A 23,035-nucleotide genomic window follows, 5' to 3' on the forward strand; every position below is an offset into this window, starting at 1 on the left:
GCCACGACCTGGGGATCTTCGGGACTGACCAGGCAAGTTCGGTAAACGATGCAGGTCAGGCAACTATTGACAGAATGCGCCCACTGGCCGGTAGGTTCGGCCAGGTCCACCACAGGACGTCCGACCGGTTAAACCTCCACGCAGTCGTCGAACGCCGCTGGGTCATGGGGTGGTGTGCCGCACCGGCGCACCACCACTGACAGCCAGGTTCAGCGCCCGCGCCTCGGGGGCGAGGGACGGTTTAAGCCGGGCGGAGGGTGCGACCCGGGTGGGGCCCGGACGTTCAGTAGACAACGGCTCTAGGTCGACCCGCAGCCGGCGGGTCCCAGGTCGGCCCGAAGGGCGCCGGGCCCCGATCCGCAGTTCTGTCCGCACTTCCGTGCTTCTGTCCGCCGCCGTCCCCCACGCCGCCCGACCGGGTCGGTCTGTGCACGTGCCGCGCTCGATATGGTGTGCATCTGCGTACGGACTTAAGGGGCAGTAAGTGAACGACGGCGGTCAGAGGCGATACGGCCCGCTCGGCAGAGCATTGGTGATCATTCCGACCTACAACGAGGCCGAGAACATCAAGCCGATCGTCAGCCGGGTGCGCGCCGCCGTGCCGGAGGCTGACATCCTGGTCGCCGACGACAACAGTCCGGACGGCACCGGCAAGCTCGCCGATGAGATCGCCGCGACGGACGACCAGGTCCACGTCCTGCACCGCAAGGGCAAGGAGGGGCTCGGCGCCGCCTACCTCGCAGGTTTCCGCTGGGGCATGGACCACGACTACGGCGTTCTCGTCGAGATGGACGCCGACGGCTCCCACCAGCCCGAGGAACTGCCGCGCCTGCTCACCGCCCTCAAGGGCGCGGACCTGGTGCTCGGTTCCCGCTGGGTCCCCGGCGGGCGGGTGGTCAACTGGCCCAAGTCCCGCGAGATGATCTCCCGCGGCGGCAGCACGTACTCCCGGCTGATGCTCGGACTGCAGACGCGCGACGTCACCGGCGGCTACCGGGCGTTCCGCACCGAGACGCTGCAGGGCATCGGCCTGGACGAGGTCGCCTCGCAGGGCTACTGCTTCCAGGTCGACCTGGCCCGGCGCGCGATCGAGGCCGGCTTCCACGTCGTCGAGGTCCCGATCACCTTCGTGGACCGGGAGGTCGGTGACTCCAAGATGAGCCGCGACATCCTGGTCGAGGCGCTCTGGCGCGTGACCGCGTGGGGTGTCACCACGCGGACGAACCGGGTGCTCGGCCGCAAGAACACCTGACCCCGGATCCGGCCGGCCTCCGTCACCCCGCTTACCCCGTCCGGACGCCGGCCCAGGCACACTGGGGACATGACGACCGGCACACCGCCCCCGACCGCCCGCAAGCGCTCGCGCGCCCGGACCTTCGTACCTCTCGCCATCGCCGCCTGGGCGGTGCTGGAGATCTGGCTGCTCACCGTGGTGGCGGACGTGGCGGGCGGGTTCACCGTGCTGCTGCTCCTGGCCGCAGGGGTCGTTCTCGGAGCCGTGGTGATGAAGCGGGCCGGCCGCCGCGCCTTTCGCAACCTCACCGAGACGCTCCAGCAGATGCCGGGACAGCCGGGGGCCGGCGGTTCGTCGCCCGCCCCGTCGAGTACCCGGGGCAACGGCTTCCTGATGCTGGCCGGGCTCCTGATCATGATTCCGGGGATGATCTCGGACGTGGCCGGACTGCTGCTTCTGGTGCCGCCGGTCCGGTCGGCGCTCAGCGGGTACGCGGAGCGCTCACTGGAACGGCGGATGAGGGCGGCCGGTCCCGGCAGCCTCTCGGACGCCTTCCAGCAGGCCCGTATGCACCGTCCGGACGGAAAGGTCGTCCAGGGCGAGGTCATCCGCGAGGAACCCTCCCGCCCGGACGACACCCCGCGCCCGCCGCTGACGCCGTAACACTGCCCGGCAAGTGAGCCGGTCTCTCCCAAGCAGAGTCAGGCCACATCACGCTCGAGCAGAGTCCGGCCACATCACGCTCGGTGCGGCCATGTCAAGCACGCCCGGCGATCGAGGACATCAGCGGCGGCGGCCGACGAGGCGAGTCGAGCCCCAGGGGCCGGGCCACGCCCAAGGGGGCATCCATCCCGAGCCCCCGCAGCCGGCCGCCCAAGGGCACCGCGAAGAGCCGCGGGCCGCGACACACAAGGTGTCGCGGCCCGCGGCTCTGTCTCTATGCGTGCTACGCGGTCAAGCAGACTTCCTGCTGTCCCGCGGATGCACGGCGATATTCATGGCGCCGGAGCGCAGAACCGCCAGCCTCTCGGCCAGCACCTCTTCCAGCTCCTCGCGTGTGCGCCGCTCCATGAGCATGTCCCAGTGCGTACGCGCAGGCTTGCCCTTCTTCTCCTCGGGGCCATCCCCGTCCACCAGGAGTGCCTGGGCGCCACACGCCTTGCACTCCCACTCCGGCGGAATTTCCGCCTCTACCGAGAACGGCATCTCAAATCGATGTCCGTTCTGGCATGCGTACTCCACCGCCTGGCGCGGGGCCAGATCGATGCCGCGGTCCGTCTCGTAGCTGGTAACCACGAGTCGCGTGCCGCGGAGAGCTCGCTCACTCATGAATCGTGCCTCCCGGGCTTGTCGCCCACAGGACAAATGTCGCTGTCGTCGTCATCCGGTCAACGTCCGGTCGGCGGCAAAGATTCCCGTTGCCGGTCATGCGTCGCCCGTCGTGCCGCTGCTTTTTCAGGTTTGCGAGTGTTGAAGTACCCGCCAATGCCCGGTTTGTCACATCTGGCGGAAGTTGTCACCCAACGGTTTGGATTCTTCCACTCGCAGTAACGGTCCTCCGGGCAGGCCAAAGGCGTACACTACCGGCCTTTCACTTCAACGTCTAAATCCGTTCGGGAACCGGGTTACCGGCGGCCGCCACAGCCTGCCGTACCGGCACCCTCGCAAGCAGCACGGAACCGACCACGAAGAAGACCACCAACGAGATGATCGCATCCCGATAACTGCCGGTCAGCTGGTATGCGAGCCCGAACACCAGTGGCCCCAGCCAGCTCAGTCCGCGGTCGCTCATCTCGTACGCGGAGAAGTACTCCGCCTCCTTGCCGCGCGGCACCAGATGCGAGTAGAGGGACCGGGACAGCGCCTGGCTGCCGCCGAGGACCAGGCCGATCGCCGCGGCCAGCGCGTAGAAGAAGACAGGCGAGCCGGCGGGCAGGAAGTAGCCGGCGACGAGGATCAGCGTCCAGACCACGAGTGACCCGAGAATCGTGTGCTTCGCCCCGTACACCCGGGCCATGCGTCCCATGCCGAGCGCCCCGGCGACCGCCAGCACCTGGACCAGCAGCACGGCCGTGATCAGTGTCGTCTGGCTCAGGCCCAGTTCCTCGGAGCCGTATACGGACGCCTGGGAGATGACGGTCTGCACACCGTCGTTGTAGACGAGGTACGCCAGCAGGAAGGAGAGGGTGAGCGGGTGGCGGCGCATGTCGCGCAGGGTCGCCCTCAGCTGCCGCCAACCGGATCCGACCGGCTCGGCGCCGGCCCCCTTCGCGTTCCGGTCACGCAGCCGGCGCAGCGGAATGATGGTGAAGGCGCCCCACCACACACCGGCCGAGGCGAGGCAGATCCGCACGGCGTCCGACTCGGAGAGACCGAAGGAGTCGTGGCCCGTGTAGAGGACCAGGTTGAGGACGAGGACCAGCGCCCCCGACGTGTAGCCGAACGCCCAGCCGCGGGAGGAGACCGCGTCCCGTTCGTCGGGCTCCGCGATCTGCGGCAGATAGGCGTTGTAGAGCACCATCGACACGGAGATCGAGGCGTTGGCCACGATGAGCAGGAGGACACCGAGCAGATAGCGGTCCCCGTCCAGGAAGAACATCGCTGCCGTCGCGGTCGCACCCGTGTACGCCGCCGCCGCGAGCAGCGGCTTCTTGCGGCCCGTACGGTCGGCCGCCGCACCCACGATCGGCATCAGGATCACCGCGACGACGAGGGAGGCCGAGACCGCGTACGCGAACAGAGACCCGGCCCGGACCGGCACCCCGAGCGGATGGACGTATCCCTCGGCATCGGCGGCGGCCTTGGCGACCGACGTCAGATACGGCCCGAGGAACACCGTGAGGACGCTCGTCGAGTAGACGGAACAGGCGAAGTCGTAGAAGTACCAGCCACGCTGCTCGCGGCGCCGCTCGCCGGGGCCGTCCGGCCCGGCCGTCCCGTCCGCAGGCTCGGCGGTGTCCGCGGTCTCGGCGCTCATGCGCACCCCTCGTCTCTCCCCGTGAAGACGTCGCCGGCCCGCGTCAGGCCCAGGCCCCCCGCTCGCTCAGCACCGTACGCAGCGTCTCGATGTGATCGGTCATGATGCCATCCACTCCGAGGTCCAGGAGCGCGGTCATCCGCTCCGGTTCGTTGACCGTCCACACGTGCACCTGGAGTCCGCGCGCGTGCGCCTCCCGTACGAAGCGCCGGTCGACGACCCGGACACCGCCCTGGCTCTCCGGAACCTGTGCGCAGACCGCACCGGCGCGCAGGGCCGCCGGGATCCCGTACGAGCGCAGCCGCAGCCCCAGGACGCCCCGCACGCCGTAGGACGTGGCGAGCCGCGGGCCCGCGAGCCGGTGCGCCCGGGCCACCCGGGCCTCGGAGAAGGACCCGACGCACACCCGGTCCCAGGAGTCCGTACGGCGGATCAGCTCCACGAGCGGCACCAGGGCCGGCCCGGCCTTGATGTCCACGTTCCAGCGGGCCTCGGGGAACGCCTCCAGCAGCTCCTCGAACAGTGGCAGCGGCTCCTGCCCGGCCACCCGGGCCCGCCGTATCTCGCTCCACGGCAGCTCCGCTATCCGGCCCCGGGAGTCCGTGACCCGGTCCAGCGTGGGGTCGTGGAAGGCGACCAGCCGGCCGTCCGCCGAGGCGTGCACATCGGTCTCGAAGTACCGGTACCCGGCGTCGGCGGCCCGGCGGAACGCGGCCGCCGTGTTCTCGATCCCGTCCGCCGCCCCGCCCCGGTGGGCGAACGCGAGAGGGGCGGGGTGGTCCAGGTAGGGGTGGCGTACGGAAGTCACTGCGGCAGTATGGCCTGCCCGGGTGTCCGGGCGGCGACCGTGGTGCCACCGTCGTCCGTGATCGTGAAGAAGCGCAGGAAGAACTGGGCGAGCGGGCCGATGGCCAGGGCGTACAGGACCGTTCCCGCGCCGAGGGAGCCGCCGAGCAGGAACCCGGTGACCACGACCGCGATCTCGATCGCCGTGCGGACGAACCGGATCGACCGGCCGGTCCGCCGGTGCAGTCCGGTCATCAGCCCGTCGCGCGGCCCGGGACCGAACCGGGCGGCGATGTAGAGGCCTGTCGCCACACCGTTGAGGACGATCCCCGCCACCATCACCCCGGCCTGCGCCACGAGCCCGTGCACCTCGGGGACGAGGGCGAGCGTGCCGTCCATCGCGAGACCGACGGCGAAGACGTTCGAGACGGTGCCCAGGCCCGGCCGCTGCCGGAGCGGGATCCAGACCAGAAGCACGATCGCCCCGATGATGATCGAGACGACCCCGATGCTGATCCCGGTGCGCTCCGCGAGCCCCTGGTGCAGCACACCCCAGGGCTCCAGGCCGAGTCCGGCGACGACCAGGAGTGCCGAGCTCGCCCCGTACAGCGCCAGGCCCGCGTAGAGCTGGATCAGCCGGCGGGTGAGGTGAGCCCCGCGCGGAACGGCGGTGATGGACAAGTGGTGCCCCCTGGTGTGGTGGTGGTGGACTGCTGCATGTCACTCTGTGGCAGGGGATTGGCTGCCAACTATGGCCAATCAGAGGAAGGTGGACTGATTCTCATGGCGCAGTGGACTTCGGCCGTCGGTGCGGCGCAGCTCGCCCGGCAGCTCCACGCCCAGCAGCCCCGGCCCGCCGGCCCCGGCACCCGCAGGCCGCCCGCCTACCGTGCGCTCGCCGACGGCATCCGGCTGCTCGTCCTCGAAGGCCGGGTCCCGGTCGCCGCCCGCCTCCCCGCCGAGCGTGAACTCGCGCTGGCCCTCTCCGTCAGCCGTACGACGGTCGCCGCGGCCTACGAGGCGCTGCGGGCCGAGGGTTTCCTGGAGTCCCGGCGCGGAGCCGGCAGCTGGACGGCGGTTCCCGCGGGCAACCCGCTGCCCGCCCGCGGACTGGAACCACTGCCGCCCGAGGCGCTCGGATCGATGATCGACCTGGGCTGCGCCTCGCTGCCCGCCCCCGAGCCATGGCTCACCCGGGCCGTCCAGGGTGCCCTGGAGGAGCTGGCCCCCTACGCCCACACCCATGGCGACTATCCGGCCGGACTTCCCGCGCTGCGGCAGATGATCGCCGACCGGTACACCGCGAGCGGCATCCCGACGATGCCCGAACAGATCATGGTCACGACCGGGGCGATGGGCGCGATCGACGCGATCTGCCACCTCTTCGCCGGCCGCGGCGAACGGATCGCGGTGGAGTCCCCGAGCTACGCCAACATCCTCCAGCTGATGCGGGAGGCGGGCGCCCGCCTCGTGCCGGTGGCCATGGAGGAGGGGCTCGGCGGCTGGGACATGAACCGGTGGCGCCAGGTGCTGAGGGACGCGGCGCCCCGGCTCGCGTACGTCGTCGCGGACTTCCACAACCCCACCGGCGCCCTGGCCGACGAGGACCGCCGGCGCGCGCTGGTGGACGCCGCGCGTTCGGCCGGCACGGTCCTGGTGGTCGACGAGACGATGCACGAGCTGTATTTGGACGACGACGTGGACATGCCGCGCCGGGTCTGTGCCTTCGATCCCGCCGGCAGCACCGTCCTCACCGTCGGATCGGCCAGCAAGGCCTTCTGGGCGGGCATGCGCATCGGCTGGGTCCGTGCCGCCCCCGACGTGATCCGCAGCCTGGTGGCCGCCCGCGCCTATGCCGACATGGGGACCCCGGTCCTCGAACAGCTCGCCGTCAACTGGCTGATGCGGACCGGCGGCTGGGAGGAGGCTGTGCAGATCCGCCGGGAGCAGGCGCGGGACAACCGTGACGCGCTCGTCGCCGCGCTGCGCCGGGAGCTGCCTGACTGGGAGTTCGCCGTGCCGCGTGGCGGGCTGACCCTCTGGGTGCGTACCGGCGGGCTCTCCGGATCGCGGCTCGCGGTGGCCGGGGAGCGGGTCGGGGTGCGCGTGCCGTCCGGGCCCCGGTTCGGGGTCGACGGGGCCTTCGAGGGCTATGTGCGGCTGCCGTTCACGGTCGGCGGCCCGGTCGCGGACGAGGCGGCCCAGCGACTGGCCGCCGCCGCCCAGCTGGTCGGTTCGGGGGCGGGCGCGGGGGCGGAGGCGCCCCGGACGTTCGTCGCCTGAGCTGCCGCGGCACAGGACGAGGGCCCGCGATCCGTTGGTCCGCGGGCCCCTCGTCATGGCTGGGTCAGTCGCTGAGCGCCAGGCCCTCGACGGCGACGGACGCCGTCACGGTGTCCGCCATCACGGGTTCGGGCCTGCTCGCCTCGACGGCGGTGCGCCGCTCGGGAAGCAGGTCGAGCACCGCCTGGCGCTGCGCCTCGCTCGTCGCGTCGTCGTACGGATCGGGAGTGGCGGGCACCTGGATGCGCAGCACCTGGCCGGTGCCGAGCCGTGCGTACCCACGGCCGGGCGGGACGTCCGGAGTGGGGGTGGTGTGCGGCTCCAGACCGAGGACGGACTCGATCTGGCCCGGCGAGCAGTGGCCGAGCACGACCCGGGCCCTGGTGTGGGACCGGACGGTGTCGCTCAGGCCGTCCAGGCTGTCGAACTGCTCGGTCATCACCACGGTGACGTTGGCGGCCCTGCCATGGCGCAGGGGCACCTGGAGCAGCTCCTGCGGATCGGGGCCGCCGTCCGCGGCGGCGAGATGGCCGAGCACGCTCGGCCGGTCCAGCAGGATCCAGAGGGGCCGCCTGATGTCCTCGGGCGCGGCCTGACCGGACTGCCGGGCGCGGTTGGCCTCGATCAGCCGGCGCTCCGTCTCGCTGGCCGCCCACTCCAGGGTGGACAGCGCCCCTGCCAGTGCGCATTCGACGGCCAGGACGCCCTCACGGCCGGTGAAGCACGCGTACTCGCCGGTGCCGCTGCCCTCGACGATCAGGATGTCGCCGTGCTGGAGCGCCTGGAGGGCGATGGAGCGCATGAGTGTGGTGGTGCCGCTGCCGGGCTGTCCGGCGATCAGCAGATGCGGTTCGGTGGAGCGTGCGCCGGTCCGCCAGACGACGCCGGGCGCGTCGCGGGTCTCGTCGCCGTCGCTCACCGGCACGGTGCGCTGTACCGCGTCGTCGTCGGTGAACCCGAGGACCGTCTCGCCGGGGGCGGTGACGAAGCGCTGGGCGGTGAGGGTGGTGGGCAGGGCGTCGAGCACGTTCATGAGGAGCTGGTTGCCCTCCTCGTCCCAGCTGAAGAGGTACTCCCGGCCGCGGCCCGACTTGGCGTGCAGCAACTGTTCGATCCGGGCGCGGGAGGCGGCCTCGCTGTCGGTGAAGTAGGCGGGGTACGTCACACGGAGACTGCTGACCCGGCCGTCGCCGTCGAACTCGTACCCGCTGAAGACCTTGTCCCAGTCGCCGCCGTGGGTGAACAGCGGACCGGGGTCGTCGGCAGTCGAGAAGTACGGCACGAGGGCCTCGTACAGAGCCTGCAGGCGCCCTGTTTCCGCCTCGTCCGGGCCGGTCTTGACGGGTGTGCGTTCCCGTCCCTTCCATGCGGCGGCGCCCATCACCGTAACGAGGGCCAGCAGCGGCCCGTACGGGATGAGCGCGACCACGAGTACGCAGGCCGCGACGAGGAACAGCGTGGGACCACGCCGGTCCTTGGGCGTCGCGGCCCACTTCTGCCGTCCTGCACCGGCCAGCAGCCGCAGACCACGAGTGATCATGATCAGCGGATGGAGCACGTCGGTGGCGCTGTCGGCGGCCGTGCGCGCGAACTCTCGACTGCGAGTGATCGAAGCGCTGCCGCTGCTCAGAATGCGGGGGAGTGGTCGCCGGGCCACGTCGGTCTCCTGAAGGGGGTGGGAGCGGTACCGGAAGGTCAGAACTTGATCCCGCCCAAGAGGCCGGCGAGGCTCGCTCCGCCCGCGGTGATGCTCGGTGCGATGGCGGTGCCGGCCAGGTAGAAGCCGAACAGGGCGGTGACGAGGGCGTGCGACGCCTTGAGGCCGTCCTTCCTGAAGAACAGGAAGACGATGATGCCGAGGATGACGACGCCTGACATGGAAAGGATCATGAGTGGTTCTCCTGGTTGGGGGGACAGTCACCATGAGTCCTTCCAAGCTCACCGGAAGTATCTATATGATAAAAGCTGCAATTGGGTGAAAAGTCTGTTTTTTCACTTGACTGGCGTACAAGAGGGCGCCGTCGGAAGGGGTTTCGGGGGCCGGGCCTCTCGTCGTCGTCACTGGACGTGATCTTTTGCCATGGGTGGGCCCGGGCATGTGTGCCCCCGGGCAGTACCCTGTCGATTCACTCGTACGGCCCACCCGGCACACGCCCCGGCTGGCCGGCATCAGCGCGAACGGTTACAGGAAGGCGGTCCCCCGATGAGCGAAACCCCTGATCCCGAGGTGGTCGAGCTGGCGACCAAGGTCTTCGACCTGGCACGCCACGGCGACGCCGACGCCCTCGCGGCCTACGTCGACGCCGGCGTCCCGGCCAATCTCACCAATGACCGGGGCGACTCGCTGCTGATGCTCGCCGCCTACCACGGGCACGCCCCGGCGGTCGTCGCTCTGGCCGGCCGCGGCGCCGACCCGGACCGTGCCAACGACCGAGGGCAGACGCCGCTCGCCGGAGCCGTCTTCAAGGGCGAGGACGCGGTCGTCAGGGCCCTGCTCGACGCGGGAGCCGATCCGGCGGCCGGAACACCCTCCGCGCTGGACACGGCGCGCATGTTCGGCAAGGCCGACCTGCTGGAACTCTTCGGCGCCCGCTGAAGGGGCTTCGCCGTAAATGTGGTCGCGGTGGCGAAATGGCTGGGTCATCATGACGTCGCGGGCCCGATTCGGGCCACCGACGAGAGGCAGGGAAGATGGTCTGCACCAGGCAGAAGACGGCGGTCGGCCGATCATGTTGCTGCGCGGTCTAGGGGGCGTTTCGTCCACATGGAACTGCACAGTCCCGGTTGCGTCGACAGCTTGATGTGAGGCTTTTCCCATGTTTGATCCGTTCATAGCGCCGAGCGGCACCCTGCTCGGCCTGCTGCAGAGGGGCCGCGGCGACGGCACGCTCCACGCACTCGCCGCACCACGCCCCGAGGCCCTGGCGGCTCTCAACCACTGCGTCCTGAGCGACCCGCGTCACGACTGGCAGGTGGAGAACCGCTCCCTCTACTACGCACGCCTGTATCTCGACCTCGACGGCGGGATCGAGGAGATCGAACGGCACCTCTGCGACGCCGACGACCACCTCGACACGGACGACTCGCGGACCGGCCTCGCCCTGGCGGTCCTCGGCCACCTCGCCTCGTACGGCCGCGACGACGCCCTGGCCCTGCTGCGGCGCTACGCCGCGACCGGCTCCAACTGGGCCTGGGCCCTGGACGAGCTCGCGCTGCGTGACGACGACGCCGGACTGCGCTCCCTCGCCGTGCCCGTGCTCGCCCGCTTCCCGGAGAACGCCGAGGGCCGTGCCGAGCTCGCCGCCACCGTGCGGGACGCCTACGAGCCCCGCCCCTGGCGGCTCTGGGCCGAGGATCCGCGCCCATCGGTGGGTGCCCGGGTCAGGGCCGCCTCGGAACAGGGCTCCTTCGACCGCTGGCAGCGGCAGATGCGGCCGGGCGGTCCACGCCCCGGCTGGGGCGTCCGGGCCGTCTTCGACTGGGCCCAGGAAGGGCTCGACCGAGGCAGTGCCCTGCACGTACCGGCCGCCCGCTGCCTCTCCGCGGTGGCGGGGCCCGAGGACCGGCCCCTGATCGTCGAGGCCGCCCGCAGCGGTTTTGACGGCGCCCGATGCACCGCGCTGCACTACCTCGCCGCCGAGGTCCGCGACCCGGTCGTCCTCGACCTGATCGAGGCCGCGACGCTCAACGCGTCACCGGCCGTCGCCGAAGCGGCCGTCGCAGCCTTCGAGCGGATGTGCGGCGAGCCGGCCGTGGAGCGCGCGCGCCGCTGGGCCCTGCGGCCCGACGCGCTCGGCGCCTCGGCGGCCGGTGTACTGGCCGGCCGCGGCGGCGCACAGGACGCCCCGCTCGTCCTCGGCGCCCTGCGGAACGCCGTACGGGGCGAAGGACCGGACGCGCTCCGCCTGTGGACCCTGGTCGACGGCGCCGGCCGGCTCGGCATCGCCTGCGCCGCGCCCGTACTGCGCCACGTCTACCGCGAGACGTCCTCCTCCCACCTGCGGGGCAGGGCCGCCCGGGCCCTCGCCGCCACCGACCCCTCCTTCGCCACCGGCTTCGCCGTCGAATGCCTGTGGGACTGCGAGGAGACGACCCGCGAGGTCGCCGCACGCCATGCGGAGACCGGTGACATCAGGGTGGCCGAGCGCCTGCGCCGGCTGGCCGCCGATCCGGCCGAGGAGGCCGAGGTCCAGTCGGCCGTACGCAGCAGGATCGGGCCGGACGCACCGGCGCTCTGACCACGCCGGGATCGCCGCCGGAGGCCGCACGGCCGGGAACGGCAGGAGCGCAGCGCGTCGGGGGCGCGCCGCGCCGAAGAGCCCCGTACATCAGGACCGGACCTCCTCGCGTCCCGCGCGCCTCCCGAAGGGCCGCGCGCCACTATGGAGGGATGACCGGGCGCTGGGAGTTCTGGATCGACCGAGGCGGCACGTTCACCGATGTGGTGGGCCGGGACCCCGACGGACAGCTGGTCACCCGCAAGCTCCTCTCGCACGACCCGGACCGCTACCGGGACGCCGCCGTCGCAGGGATCCGGCTGCTGCTGGGACTCGGGCCGGACGAACCGGTCCCCGCCGACCGGGTCGCCGCCGTCAAGATGGGCACCACCGTCGCCACCAACGCCCTGCTGGAGCGCCGCGGTGAACCCACTGTCCTCGTCATCACCGAAGGCTTCCGCGACGCCCTGCGCATCGCGTACCAGAACCGGCCCCGGCTCTTCGACCGCCACATCCTGCTTCCGGAGGCCGTGTACGAGCGGGTGATCGAGGTTCCCGAGCGGATCGACGCCCAGGGGCGGACCGTCAGGCCCCTGGACCGGGCCGCGGTGGCCGGGCGGCTGCGCGAGGCGCGTGACGACGGACTGAGCAGCGCGGCCGTCGTCCTCATGCACGGCTACCGCCACCCGGACCACGAGAAGGCGGTCGCCGCCGAGGCCCGCGCGGCGGGGTTCACCCAGATCAGCTGCTCCCATGAGGTCAGCCCGCTGATCAAACTGGTGCCGCGCGGCGACACCACGGTCGTCGACGCCTACCTCTCACCGATCCTGCGCCGGTACGTCGACACGATCGCCACCGAACTCGACGGGATCCGGCTGATGTTCATGCAGTCCAACGGCGGTCTGCGCGAGGCCGCCCGCTTCCGGGGCAAGGACGCGGTCCTCTCCGGGCCGGCCGGTGGCGTCGTCGGCATGGCCCGCACCTCCGCCCAGGCCGGATACGACCGGGTCGTCGGCTTCGACATGGGCGGCACCTCCACCGATGTCTCGCACTACGCGGGCGAGTTCGAACGCGAACTCGGCACCGAGGTGGCGGGTGTGCGGATGCGCGCCCCCATGATGAACATCCACACCGTCGCGGCCGGCGGCGGATCGGTCCTGCACTTCGACGGCCGGCGCTACCGGGTCGGCCCCGACTCGGCCGGAGCGGTGCCGGGCCCGGCCTGCTACCGCAGGGACGGCCCGCTGACCGTCACCGATGCGCAGGTGATGCTCGGACGGATCCAGCCGGCCCACTTCCCCGCCGTCTTCGGGCCGGACGGCGATCTGCCCCTCGACGCGGACATCGTGCACAGACGCTTCGAGGAACTCGCCGATGAGGTCGCACGGGCCACCGGAACCCGCCGGACGGCTGCCGAGACCGCCGCCGGCTTCCTGGAGATCGCCGTGCTCAACATGGCGAACGCGGTCAAGAAGATCTCCGTGCAGCGCGGGCACGACATCACCCGGTACGCCCTCACCGGCTTCGGCGGCGCCGGCGGCCAGCACGTCTGCGCCGTCGCCGACGCCCTCGGCATCGACACGGTCCTCGTACCCCCGCTCGCCGGGGTGCTGTCCGCCTACGGCATCGGGCTGGCCGACGCGACCGCGATGCGCGAACAGTCCGTCGAGGCACCGCTCGACGTCTGCGCCCGGGACCGGCTGAGCCAGGTCTGCGAGGCGCTGGCCGACCGTACCCGGGCCGAACTGCGCGCCGACGGCGTCCCCGACCGCGCCATCGGCACCCGGGCACGCGTACTCCTGCGGTACGAGGGAACGGACGCGAGCCTCTCCGTGGACCTGGACACGGTGGCGGCCATGACCGAGGCGTTCACGGAGGAGCACCGCGCCCGTTACGGCTTCACGATGGACCGGCCGCTGGTCGTCGGGGCGGTCTCCGTCGAGGCGACCGGTGCGGCGGGGGAGCGGTCGGATGGGCGGCCGTCCGGACCGGAGCCGGGCGGGGCCACCACGCCGCAACCCCACGACATCGCACGGATGTTCGCCGGGGACAGCTGGCAGGATGCCGCCCTTCACCGGCGGGCGGAGCTGCGGACCACGGACACCGTGACGGGCCCGGCCGTCATCGCCGAGGACGGCGCGACCACCGTCGTCGACCCCGGCTGGCAGGCCGCCCTCGACCCCTGCGGCCATCTGATCCTGACCCGCGCACGCCCGCGCCCGGCGAGACAGGCCGTCGGCACCCGGGTCGACCCGGTCATGCTGGAGGTCTTCAACAACCTCTTCATGTCCATCGCCGAGCAGATGGGCGTGCGCCTGGAGAACACCGCCCACTCCGTCAACATCAAGGAGCGTCTCGACTTCTCCTGCGCCCTCTTCGACGCGGACGGCAACCTGATCGCCAACGCACCGCACATCCCGGTGCACCTCGGCTCCATGGGGGAGTCCATCAAGGAAGTGCTGAGCCGCAACCACGGCACGATGCGGCCCGGCGACGTGTACGCCATCAACGATCCGTACCACGGCGGCACGCATCTGCCCGACGTGACCGTCGTGACGCCGGTGTTCGACGAGCGGGACGATGCTCCTGACGCGCTGAGGTTCCTGGTGGCCTCGCGCGGTCACCACGCCGAGATCGGCGGCATCACGCCCGGCTCCATGCCGGCCTTCAGCCGCACCGTCGACGAGGAGGGCGTGCTCTTCGACAACTGGCTCCTGGTACGGGACGGCACCTTCCGCGAGGCCGAGACCCGCGAGCTGCTCGGCTCCGCCGCGTACCCCTCCCGCGACCCGGACACCAACCTCGCCGACCTGCGCGCCCAGATCGCCGCCAACGAGAAGGGCATCGCCGAACTGCGCCGCATGGTCGAGCAGTTCGGTCCCGACGTCGTCGACGCCTATATGGGCCATGTGCAGGACAACGCCGAGGAGTCCGTGCGCCGCATCGTCGCCGGGCTGCACGACGGCCACTGCCGGTACGAGACCGACAACGGGGCCGTGATCGAGGTGACGCTGACCGTGGACCGGGAGGCCCGCAGCGCGCTCGTCGACTTCACCGGCACCTCGCCGCAGCAGCCCGGCAACTTCAACGCGCCGAAGTCGGTGGTCATGGCCGCGGTGCTGTACGTGTTCCGGACCCTGGTGGCCGATGACATCCCGCTCAACAGCGGCTGCCTCACCCCCCTGGACATCAGGGTCCCGGAAGGCTCGATGCTGGCACCCGTCCACCCCGCGGCCACGGTCGCCGGGAACGTGGAGACCTCGCAGGCAGTCACCGGAGCGCTGTACGCCGCTCTGGGCGTCCAGGCCGAGGGCTCGGGCACCATGAACAACCTCACGTTCGGCAACGAACGGGTGCAGTACTACGAGACCGTGGCGAGCGGATCGGGCGCGGGGGAGGACTTCGACGGCACCGACGCCGTGCAGACGCACATGACCAATTCACGGCTCACCGATCCGGAGATCCTCGAATGGCGCTATCCGGTGCTGCTGGAGAGCTTCCGGGTGCGCGAGGGAAGCGGGGGAGCGGGCCGCCGGCACGGCGGATGCGGCGTGGAACGCCGGATCCGTTTCCTCGAACCCGTCACGGTTGCCCTGCTCACCGGGCACCGCCGTGTCCCGCCGTACGGCATGGCGGGTGGCGGCCCGGGCACCCTGGGCAGCCAGCACGTCGAACGCGCCGACGGCGGCCGCACCCCGCTGAAGGGCTGCGACACCGCCGAGCTGGACGCCGGGGACGTACTGGTCCTGCGCACCCCGGGCGGCGGGGGGTACGGAGCCCCGGACACGACCGGCGACCGGGGCCGCGGAGGGCCGGGCGGCGGGGGCGGGGAGCCTCGGACATGACCGGCGACCGGGCCCCTGGTGACCCCCAGGGCGGGGCATGACCGACTCGGGGCAAGCGGCCGCTTCTGCGCCGTTTCGACCGTTGTCAGTCCGAGGACCTAATCTGTGCAGCGTGACTTCGCCTGCCTACACGGAAAACGCTGCGCCCCAGCTCAGCGCGGGGCCGCGGCCCGCACCGGGCCCGGCCGCCGACGAGGGGCTCTCGCGACGGCTGCGCGCGCTCGCCTGCACGGCGCCGCTGCACGACCTCGACGTGCGCAAGGCGAACCTCGCCGGTGAGTACACCGTGTACGCGATGGCCGAGGTCGCCCTCGCGGCCATCGACCACGTCACCCTCAACATGGACTTCGACACCGGGGCCGACCACGACCAGATAGTGGCCAGACTGCTGCCCCGCGTCGCCGCCCAGGCCCCGAGCCGCCCCGTCGCCGAGCACGAACGGGTCGCCCGCTGGGTGCTGGAGAACCTGATCAACGTCGGCAGTGTGGACCGCGGCTTCCGGGCGGTCTACGGCACCTTCGGACCCGACGGCGTCTACGTCCGCCGGGACTACGACTTCAAGCTGATCGAGGAGGTCCCCGGATACGGCGGCAGCGTCTACCTGCGGGCCACCGACGAAGCGGTCAACGTCCTGGTCGGCGCACTCGACACGGACGTCACCAGCGCCCAGATCGCCGCCGAGGTGAAACTGGAGGTCCTGATCAGCCGCGGCCGCCTCGCCGACGCCCAGCTCGCCGCCGAGCAGGCCCGCTACCGGACCGTGCAGTACGCGGAGACGCTCCGCAAGACGCTCGACGCGACCCGGCGCAACGTCCGCGCGGTCGACTGGCTCAACGCCGTGCCCGACATGATCGCCGAGGCACTCGACCACGTAGCCGACCGCTACCGCCACGAGAACGCCATCCTCACCAACATCCGCAAAGCCCGGGACGAGGCCGAGGAACCCGAGCACAAGAGGCGCGCCGCCGAGCTCGTCGACATCGTCAAGGACTGCATCCGCCGCCACACCCAGCTCCAGTCCCGCCTCCTGGAGGCCGGACCGCTGTTCCGTGCCGAGCAGGACCGCCAGGCCTTCGCCGCCCCGGCCGCCCGCACCGGTCTCGACCTCTACGGCCAGCTCCTGGCCCCACTGCTGCCGCTCCCCGTCGAGCAGGCGATCCGGGCCACCGACGCGTTCTTCGCCCGGGGGACGGGCCTGCGCACACCCACCTCGGTGCGGGTGGGCGACCTGGTCGACATGCTGCTCACCCCGCCGCTCGAACGGGAACACCTGGGCGCCGAGATGCCCGAACCCGATCTGATCGCCACCCCGGACGACAGCCGGTTCAGCGAGGAGCAGCTGGCTTCGGCCATGGAACTGCTCGATCTGGAGCACGACGCCCCGCGCCGCCTCTCCGGTCTCCTGGCCGAGGCCCGGCGGCGCGACGCGGAACTGCCCTACCTGGTCGCCCTGCTCGCGGTGCACGCCGCCAGCCCTCCGGTCGGCACCGCCTACCGCCAGGGCGAGCGCCGCCTGCTGTTCTCCGTCGACGACGGCACCCAGCTCGACGACCCCGAGTTCGGCGGCGCCGACCTGATCGTGGGTACGGCCCTGCTGGACGCCGTGGGCATGGCGGCGGACCGCTCGGAGGCGACATGAGGACGCCTCACACGCCGGCCGCCCGCGCGAGAACCGGCCCTTCGGGAACCGCGCCCGCGAGAACCTGCGCCGCAGCCGCACCTGCCCGGGCAGGGCACCCCGTACCGAAGACCTTCCGCAACGAGGAGCGACCGTCGTGAGCGAACACCGCGCAGAGCACACCGACGCGTGGAGCGACCCGGCCGCGCACCCGACCGCCGCGCACCCGGCCGACCGGGCGGCGTCCGGGTATCCCGCCGAGCGCCCGGCGGCGCCTGCCGCGGTCACCCCGGCGGACGCGGCGGACGCCTCCCGGCTCGTCGCCTTCGGGCTCCAGCCGAAACTGCTGCCCGCCCGGGACGCCGAGTACGCCGAACTGCTCCGCCGCTACCGGGAGGAGCCCGCCTTCGCCCGGCTCGCCGACGCCGTGGCCACCGGACTCGGCCTCGTCGTGCTGGAGGTGTCCACCCGGGCCGGGATGGCCGTCACGGCCGGCGAGGACTCGGTCTTCGCCGTGCGCATGGGCGACTACGCCCGGCGGGCCTCCCCGGACTCCGCCGACCGCTTCCTTCACGGCCTCGCGCACCTCGCCGTCGCGGCCCTGGCCTTCCCGCGCCCCGAGGACCTCGCCGACGACGCGTACATCGGCCGGATCACCGTCAATGGCGTCGACGCCTTCGTACGTCAGGCGTGCCACCGCCTGGAGGAGCGCGCGGTCGAACACGGCGACAACACCGACCCGGCCACTGACGCCCCCGGTCTGGAGGCGGGCTGGCGTGTCTACTCCCGGCGCAGCGCCACCGGAGCGACCAAGGACGCACGGCGGCTGGCCGGATCCACCACCGGCATCGTCGGCAAGGCCGTGGCCTTCCTCACCGACTCAGGCTTCCTCCAGCGCACCGGGGACGACGCCGGAGGCGCGTTCCGCACCACGGCCCGCTACCAGCTCCAGGTCCGCGACATGGCGGGAAGCGCCGCCCTGGCCGAGCTCCTGGAACTCGGCGTGGTGCCGGTCACCGACGGATCCGCCACGCTGCTCCCGCCCCCCGACCCCGACGACCTGGAACTGGTGGCCGACGCCGGCCTGCCGTTCCACAGCTGACCGGCCCACCCCCGCCGGGGCCGGCCACAGACCGGCCCCGCCACCGACGCCACCCTCCCGCTGCCTGAACGACGAGAGTCCGCCGCCATGTACGAGCTGTCCCGGGTCCGCCTCTACTCCATCGGGCCTGCCGGCGCGCGCTACGCCGACACCGTGCTCGACCTGCGCGGCGTCGGTGAGCCCGTGCCCCATCCCGCACCGGCACAGGCGGAGTTCTTCGAGGACGAACCGGTCGGCCCGCCGCGCCGGCCCGCCCCCGCCGGGGTGCTCTTCCTGGAGAACGGCGGCGGCAAGTCCGTCCTGCTGAAGCTGATCTTCTCGGTGATGCTGCCCGGCCACCGCAACACCCTGGGCGGCGCCAGCTCCGGCGTCCTGCGCAAGTTCCTGCTCGCGGAGGACTGCGGACACGTCGCGCTGGAATGGCAGCACACGCTCACCGGCGAATGCGTGGTCGTCGGCAAGGTCAGCGAATGGCGTGGGCGCCAGATCTCCAACGACCCCAGGAAGTTCGCCGAGGCCTGGTACTCCTTCCGCCCCGGCCCCGGACTCAGCCTCGACTCGCTGCCCGTCGCCGAGGCCACCTCGGTCGGCCGCCCGGCCGACGGCGTCTCCGGAGCGCGCGGCAGGCGCCGCACCATGAAGGGCTTCCGCGACGCGCTCACCGAGGCGGGCAAGTTCTACCAGCACCTCGACGTGCACTGGGAAGAGATCCACGACCGCTGGAACGAGCACCTCGGCGAGCTGGGCCTGGACCCCGAACTCTTCCGCTACCAGCGCGAGATGAACGCCGACGAGGGCGAGGCGGCCGGCCTCTTCGCGGTGAAGAAGGACTCCGACTTCACCGACCTGCTGCTGCGCGCAGTCACCGACACCCGTGACACCGACGGACTCGCCGACCTCGTCAGCGGCTTCGGCAACAAGCTGGGTCGCCGCGCCGAACTCACGGCCGAGCGCGACTTCACCGCAGGCTCCGTCGACCTGCTCGGCCGCATCGTGGAGGGCGCCGAAGCGCGGGCCAGGACTCGCGACATCCACGCCGGTGCCGAGCGCCGCACCCGCACTCTGGCCCGCCGGCTCTCCGCCCGCGCCGGTCTGGAGCGAGGCCGGACCGGGGAGCTCGCCCAGCAGGTCACCGGCGCGGCCCACACCGTCACCGGTGCCGAGGAGACGCGCAGCCGCAGTGCCCTCATCGCCGCCGAACTCGCTTACCGGCACGCCTCCCTGGCCCTCACCGCCGCCGAGAAGAGCGCCGCCTCCCAGCGCCGCGAACTGGCTGACGCCCGTACCCTGCACTCCGCCTGGCAGGCCGCCGAGGCCGTGCTCCGCCACCGCGCCGCCGCAGACCGCTCCGCCCGCGTGGCCGTCGCCATCCGCGAGGCCGAGCGTGATGCCGCACCGGCCCTGGCCGCCCGCGCCACCGCCGCCGCCGATCTCGTACGGGCCCTGCACACCGCCGCCGAAGCGGGCGAGAACGTGGCCAACGAGGAGGAGGAGCGCTCCGACATCCTGCAGACCGCGGGCGAGGCCGCCCACCGGGACGCCACCACCGCAGCCACCGAGGCCCAGCGCGCCCGCAGCGAGGCCGGCCATCTGCGCCAGCGCCTCGCCGAGGTGGAGCAGGAGACCGCCGAAGCCGTCCGGGCGGGCTGGCTCGATGACACCGCACCCAACGCGGACCCGGCCCGCGCCGCGCTCGCCGCGAACGACGCCGAACACTCCGCGGTGGCCTCCTGGGACGCCGCCCGCGACGCGGCGGGGGCCGCGGCGGACCGGTCCCGGCAGGCCGCCGCCGACGAGAGCCGGGCCGAACTCGCCGCCGCCCGCGCCGCCGACGGCGCACGCGCCGCGGAACAGATCTACGAGGCCGAGCTCAGGGCCGCCGAGTCCATCGCCGCCGAACACCGCCTCGCCGACCTCCTGGGCCTGCCCACCGCCGGCGGCGTTCCCCGGCCCCGGCAGAGCACGCCGGACGGTGCCGAGGACCGGCAGCACGAAGAGGGACACGAGCCCGGGGCCGCCGCGGACGGCGCCGAACCGGCCGCTCATGGAACCCGGACCGCCACCACCGCACAGCCCAGGCCCGCCGAACAGCCCCTCACGGCAGACGAGTTCGACCGCAACGCGGAGGAACTGCGGGACCTCCTCGACCAAGGCGTGGCCGCAGCCGAGCGACGCCTGTTCGAACTGCGCACCGCGGCGGCCGACGACTCCCGCATCCTGGGCGCGCTCGGCGACGGCGGCCTGCTGCCGCCGGGACCCGATGTGCTCGCCACCGTCGAATACCTCGGCGAACACGGCATTCCGGCGCTGCCCGGCTGGCGCTACCTCGCCCAGGCCGTCGACCCCGCCGATCACGCCGCCGTGCTCGCGGCCCGCCCCGAGCTCGTCGACGGCGTCGTCATCACGGACCCGGACGCGCACGCACGCGCCCGTGAGGTGCTCGGCGCCGCCGCCCTGCTCCCGCGCTCCGCCGTGGCCGTGGGCACCGCGGCCGCACTCCTCGCCCCGGTACCGGACCCCACCGCCGGATCCGCCGCGGGCACCGACGGGGTCTTCCTCGTCCCGCCGAACCCGGCGATGCACGACGAGCACGCCGCCGACGAGGAACGGCAGGCGCTCAGGAGCCGGACCGCGGCCCGCGACGAGGACATCCGCACGCTGGCGGCCCGCCTCACCGGGGACCGCTCGCTGGCCGCCCGGATCGGCTCCTGGCGCGCGGACTGTCCGCCCGGCATGCTCACCGAACTCGCGGAAGCCGCCCGCACCGCCCGCGCGGCCACCGTGACGGCCGAGGCCGCTCTCGCCGAGGCCCGTACCGTGCGGGCCGAGGCCGACGAGGCGGCGGCGGACACCGCCCGCGTCCGCGACGAACGCCAGGAGGCCGCCCAGCGCGCCCGCCGGGCCGCCGACGCACTCGCCGGACTCGCCTTCCGGCTCCGCGAACGGGCCGGCTGGCAGGTGAAGCTGCGCGAACTGGTCGACGAGGCGGCCGAGTCCGAGGCCCGCGCCACCGCCTGCCTCGAACGGGCCCGCGCCGCCGACGAGGACCGCAGGGCCGCCCAGCGCGCGGCCGACGACGCCCGACGCACCGCCCGCGCCCTGCGCGCCGAGCGGGCCGAGATCGCCGGAGCCCCCGAACACCTCCCCGAGCCGGAGCCGGGTGCCCCGCGGCACACCCTGCCCGCCCTGCGCGAGGCCTACCGGGCCGCGTCCCAGCTGTACGAGAAGGTCGGCGTCGGCGCCGACCTGCGCGCCGAGCAGGCGCGCGCGGAGAGCGACGAGAGCGCCGCGCTCGCCGAACTCGACCGGCTCACCAACAAGGTCCGCACCCGGGCCGCCCAGCTCCTGGAAAGCACGGACGGCGCCGACGGGCCCTCCCGGCAGGCCGCCGCGGCCCGCGCCGAGTCCCTCGTCCAGCTCCTGGAGACCCGCGCCTCCGCCGCCAGCGAGCAGCTCGGCCGGCTGCGCGGCGAGGCCGAGCGGCTGGCCCCGGCCGACGGCGAGAGCCTGCACACCGAACTCGCCGGCGATCAGGTTCCCGCCGACGCCGAACAGGCGCAGGCGCTGCTCCGTACGGCGACGGCCGAGCTCGCGGCCGCGACCGCCGCCCTGGACACCGCCCGCGCCGCCCACGCCGAGCTCCTCCACGCCCATCGCACCGCGGAGGACTCGGCAGGCGGCTTCGACGAGACCGCGGCCCTGCTGCGTGACCTCCTGCGGGACCACGGCGCCGAAGAGGACCCCGAGACCCCCGAGCCGTACCCCGGCAGCCTGGAGGAGGCCCGGCAGTCCGCGGCGGAGGCCCGCCGGTCACTGCGCGGCTGCGCCACCGACCTCTCCACCGCGGAAGCGGCCGTACGGGAGGCGAGCGACGTACTCGTCCGGCACGCCAACGCCACCCGCTACGAACAGGTCCGCACCCCGGCCCGCCAGCAGATCCGCGAACTCCCGGCCACGGCCCTGCCCGAGCACGCGCAGAAGTGGGCGACGGCGTTCGCCCCCCGGCTGCGGGTCCTCACCGACGAGCTGGCCCAGCTGGAGCGCAACCGGGATTCCATCGTCGACCGGCTGCGCGGCCTGGTGGACTCCGCGCTGACCACGCTCCGTTCCGCCCAGCGGCTCTCCCGGCTCCCCGAAGGCCTGGGGGAGTGGTCCGGCCAGGAGTTCCTCCGTATCCGCTTCGAGGAACCCGACCAGGCCACGCTCACCGAACGGCTCGGCGAAGTCATCGACGAGGCCACCAAGGCGGCGCTGAAGAAGAACTCCGACCTGCGACGCGACGGGATGTCCCTGCTGCTGCGCGGCGTGCAGGCGGCGCTGGAGCCCCGCGGCATCGCCGTCGAGATCCTCAAGCCGGACGCGGTGCTGCGCGCCGAGCGGGTGCCGGTCGGACAGATGGGCGACGTCTTCTCCGGCGGACAGCTGCTCACGGCCGCCATCGCCCTGTACTGCACGATGGCCGCCCTGCGCAGCAACGACCGGGGCCGCGACCGGCATCAGCACCGCCATGCCGGGACGCTGTTCCTCGACAACCCCATCGGCCGCGCCAACGCCACGTATCTGCTGGAGCTCCAGCGTGCGGTCTCGGATGCGTTGGGCGTCCAGCTGCTCTACACCACGGGCCTTTTCGATACGACGGCGCTGGCCGAGTTCCCGCTGGTGATCAGGTTGCGCAATGACGCCGACCTGAGGGCCGGACTGAAGTACATCAGCGTCGAGGAGCATCTGCGCCCCGGACTGCCCCAGCAGGACCCGGGCACCGAGACGGTGCACGGAGAGATCACCGCCACCCGCATGTTCAAGCGGTCCGCGCCGGCGCCGGACGTACCGGCGGCCCGGACCGAGGGCGAACCCCGCACGGCGGCGAGCGTCGACACAGCCCCGTAGGGCGAACCTCTGCACAGCCCCGCAGGCGGGAGGTGCTGGTCACGAGTCGCCCCGCAGGTGGAAGGGACCTGTCACGAGTCGTCCCC

At 72.6% G+C, this 23,035-nt stretch carries 15 protein-coding genes; 9 read left to right on the plus strand and 6 right to left on the minus strand.

The window, feature by feature from the left end:
• Positions 1 to 484 precede the first annotated feature (484 nt).
• Both OG959_RS33195 and fxsA read left to right on the plus strand, forming a co-directional pair.
• Positions 485 to 1,252: a polyprenol monophosphomannose synthase gene (locus OG959_RS33195; RefSeq protein WP_326664417.1), complete on the plus strand. Its 768-nt coding sequence runs from the start codon at positions 485 to 487 to the stop codon at positions 1,250 to 1,252.
• A 69-nt stretch (positions 1,253 to 1,321) separates the two neighbouring features.
• Positions 1,322 to 1,897 carry an FxsA family membrane protein gene (gene fxsA / locus OG959_RS33200; protein ID WP_326664418.1) on the plus strand — a complete coding sequence of 192 codons (576 nt, stop codon included), beginning with the start codon at positions 1,322 to 1,324 and terminating at the stop codon, positions 1,895 to 1,897.
• Positions 1,898 to 2,188: 291 nt separating this feature from the next.
• On the opposite strand, the gene OG959_RS33205 is transcribed toward fxsA, so the two are convergent.
• The 4 genes from OG959_RS33205 to yczE all read right to left on the minus strand — a co-directional run bounded on the left by OG959_RS33205 (position 2,189) and on the right by yczE (position 5,678).
• Positions 2,189 to 2,563 (minus strand): RNA polymerase-binding protein RbpA, encoded by a 375-nt coding sequence (locus tag OG959_RS33205; RefSeq protein ID WP_003959706.1) that lies wholly within the window; start codon positions 2,561 to 2,563, stop codon positions 2,189 to 2,191.
• Between the two features lie 274 nt (positions 2,564 to 2,837).
• Entirely contained in the window at positions 2,838 to 4,211 is a 1,374-nt protein-coding gene (locus tag OG959_RS33210; RefSeq protein WP_326664419.1) for an MFS transporter, read from the minus strand.
• Between the two features lie 43 nt (positions 4,212 to 4,254).
• Positions 4,255 to 5,019, minus strand: coding sequence for a glycerophosphodiester phosphodiesterase (locus OG959_RS33215; RefSeq protein WP_326664420.1), 765 nt, complete (start codon positions 5,017 to 5,019; stop codon positions 4,255 to 4,257).
• On the minus strand, positions 5,016 to 5,678 hold the full coding sequence (gene yczE, locus OG959_RS33220) for a membrane protein YczE (protein WP_326664421.1): 663 nt from the start codon (positions 5,676 to 5,678) through the stop codon (positions 5,016 to 5,018). Before yczE ends, OG959_RS33215 begins: the two co-directional genes overlap by 4 nt.
• Before the next feature lie 102 nt (positions 5,679 to 5,780).
• Here yczE and OG959_RS33225 point away from each other — a divergent pair, with 102 nt between their 5' ends.
• Positions 5,781 to 7,280: an SCO1417 family MocR-like transcription factor gene (locus OG959_RS33225; RefSeq protein ID WP_326664422.1), complete on the plus strand. Its 1,500-nt coding sequence runs from the start codon at positions 5,781 to 5,783 to the stop codon at positions 7,278 to 7,280.
• A gap of 64 nt (positions 7,281 to 7,344) precedes the next feature.
• Here the strand turns inward: OG959_RS33225 and OG959_RS33230 are convergent, their stop codons facing one another.
• Together OG959_RS33230 and OG959_RS33235 are read right to left on the minus strand one after the other, a co-directional pair.
• Positions 7,345 to 8,937 (minus strand): hypothetical protein, encoded by a 1,593-nt coding sequence (locus OG959_RS33230; RefSeq protein ID WP_326664423.1) that lies wholly within the window; start codon positions 8,935 to 8,937, stop codon positions 7,345 to 7,347.
• Positions 8,938 to 8,975: 38 nt separating this feature from the next.
• Positions 8,976 to 9,170, minus strand: a complete 195-nt coding sequence (locus tag OG959_RS33235) for a hypothetical protein (RefSeq protein WP_018103962.1) — start codon at positions 9,168 to 9,170, stop codon at positions 8,976 to 8,978.
• A 313-nt stretch (positions 9,171 to 9,483) separates the two neighbouring features.
• On the opposite strand from OG959_RS33235, the gene OG959_RS33240 reads away from it, so the two are divergent.
• The 6 genes from OG959_RS33240 to OG959_RS33265 all read left to right on the plus strand — a co-directional run bounded on the left by OG959_RS33240 (position 9,484) and on the right by OG959_RS33265 (position 22,949).
• Positions 9,484 to 9,876, plus strand: a complete 393-nt coding sequence (locus tag OG959_RS33240) for an ankyrin repeat domain-containing protein (protein WP_326664424.1) — start codon at positions 9,484 to 9,486, stop codon at positions 9,874 to 9,876.
• Positions 9,877 to 10,096: 220 nt separating this feature from the next.
• Positions 10,097 to 11,518 carry a HEAT repeat domain-containing protein gene (locus OG959_RS33245; protein WP_326664425.1) on the plus strand — a complete coding sequence of 474 codons (1,422 nt, stop codon included), beginning with the start codon at positions 10,097 to 10,099 and terminating at the stop codon, positions 11,516 to 11,518.
• A 152-nt stretch (positions 11,519 to 11,670) separates the two neighbouring features.
• A complete protein-coding gene (locus OG959_RS33250; RefSeq protein WP_326664426.1) occupies positions 11,671 to 15,342 on the plus strand; it encodes a hydantoinase B/oxoprolinase family protein in 3,672 nt (1,223 codons plus the stop codon).
• A 112-nt stretch (positions 15,343 to 15,454) separates the two neighbouring features.
• On the plus strand, positions 15,455 to 16,981 hold the full coding sequence (locus OG959_RS33255) for a hypothetical protein (RefSeq protein WP_326664427.1): 1,527 nt from the start codon (positions 15,455 to 15,457) through the stop codon (positions 16,979 to 16,981).
• A gap of 136 nt (positions 16,982 to 17,117) precedes the next feature.
• The gene (locus tag OG959_RS33260) at positions 17,118 to 18,062 is read left to right on the plus strand and encodes a hypothetical protein (RefSeq protein ID WP_326664428.1); all 945 of its coding nucleotides are present in this window, start codon (positions 17,118 to 17,120) and stop codon (positions 18,060 to 18,062) included.
• Between the two features lie 87 nt (positions 18,063 to 18,149).
• Positions 18,150 to 22,949: a hypothetical protein gene (locus tag OG959_RS33265; RefSeq protein ID WP_326664429.1), complete on the plus strand. Its 4,800-nt coding sequence runs from the start codon at positions 18,150 to 18,152 to the stop codon at positions 22,947 to 22,949.
• Positions 22,950 to 23,035: the final 86 nt, after the last annotated feature.

This window comes from Streptomyces sp. NBC_00385, assembly GCF_035917155.1.
GTDB lineage: Bacteria > Actinomycetota > Actinomycetes > Streptomycetales > Streptomycetaceae > Streptomyces > Streptomyces poriferorum.

Bases quoted from the DNA above. Each gene is read 5' to 3' on its own strand.
- fxsA (WP_326664418.1), top strand. From the start codon at position 1,322: ATGACGACCGGCACACCGCCCCCGACCGCCCGCAAGCGCTCGCGCGCC.
- OG959_RS33240 (WP_326664424.1), top strand. From the start codon at position 9,484: ATGAGCGAAACCCCTGATCCCGAGGTGGTCGAGCTGGCGACCAAGGTC.
- OG959_RS33235 (WP_018103962.1), bottom strand. From the start codon at position 9,170: ATGATCCTTTCCATGTCAGGCGTCGTCATCCTCGGCATCATCGTCTTC.
- OG959_RS33210 (WP_326664419.1), bottom strand. From the start codon at position 4,211: ATGAGCGCCGAGACCGCGGACACCGCCGAGCCTGCGGACGGGACGGCC.
- OG959_RS33250 (WP_326664426.1), top strand. From the start codon at position 11,671: ATGACCGGGCGCTGGGAGTTCTGGATCGACCGAGGCGGCACGTTCACC.
- OG959_RS33225 (WP_326664422.1), top strand. From the start codon at position 5,781: ATGGCGCAGTGGACTTCGGCCGTCGGTGCGGCGCAGCTCGCCCGGCAG.
- OG959_RS33245 (WP_326664425.1), top strand. From the start codon at position 10,097: ATGTTTGATCCGTTCATAGCGCCGAGCGGCACCCTGCTCGGCCTGCTG.
- OG959_RS33265 (WP_326664429.1), top strand. From the start codon at position 18,150: ATGTACGAGCTGTCCCGGGTCCGCCTCTACTCCATCGGGCCTGCCGGC.
- OG959_RS33205 (WP_003959706.1), bottom strand. From the start codon at position 2,563: ATGAGTGAGCGAGCTCTCCGCGGCACGCGACTCGTGGTTACCAGCTAC.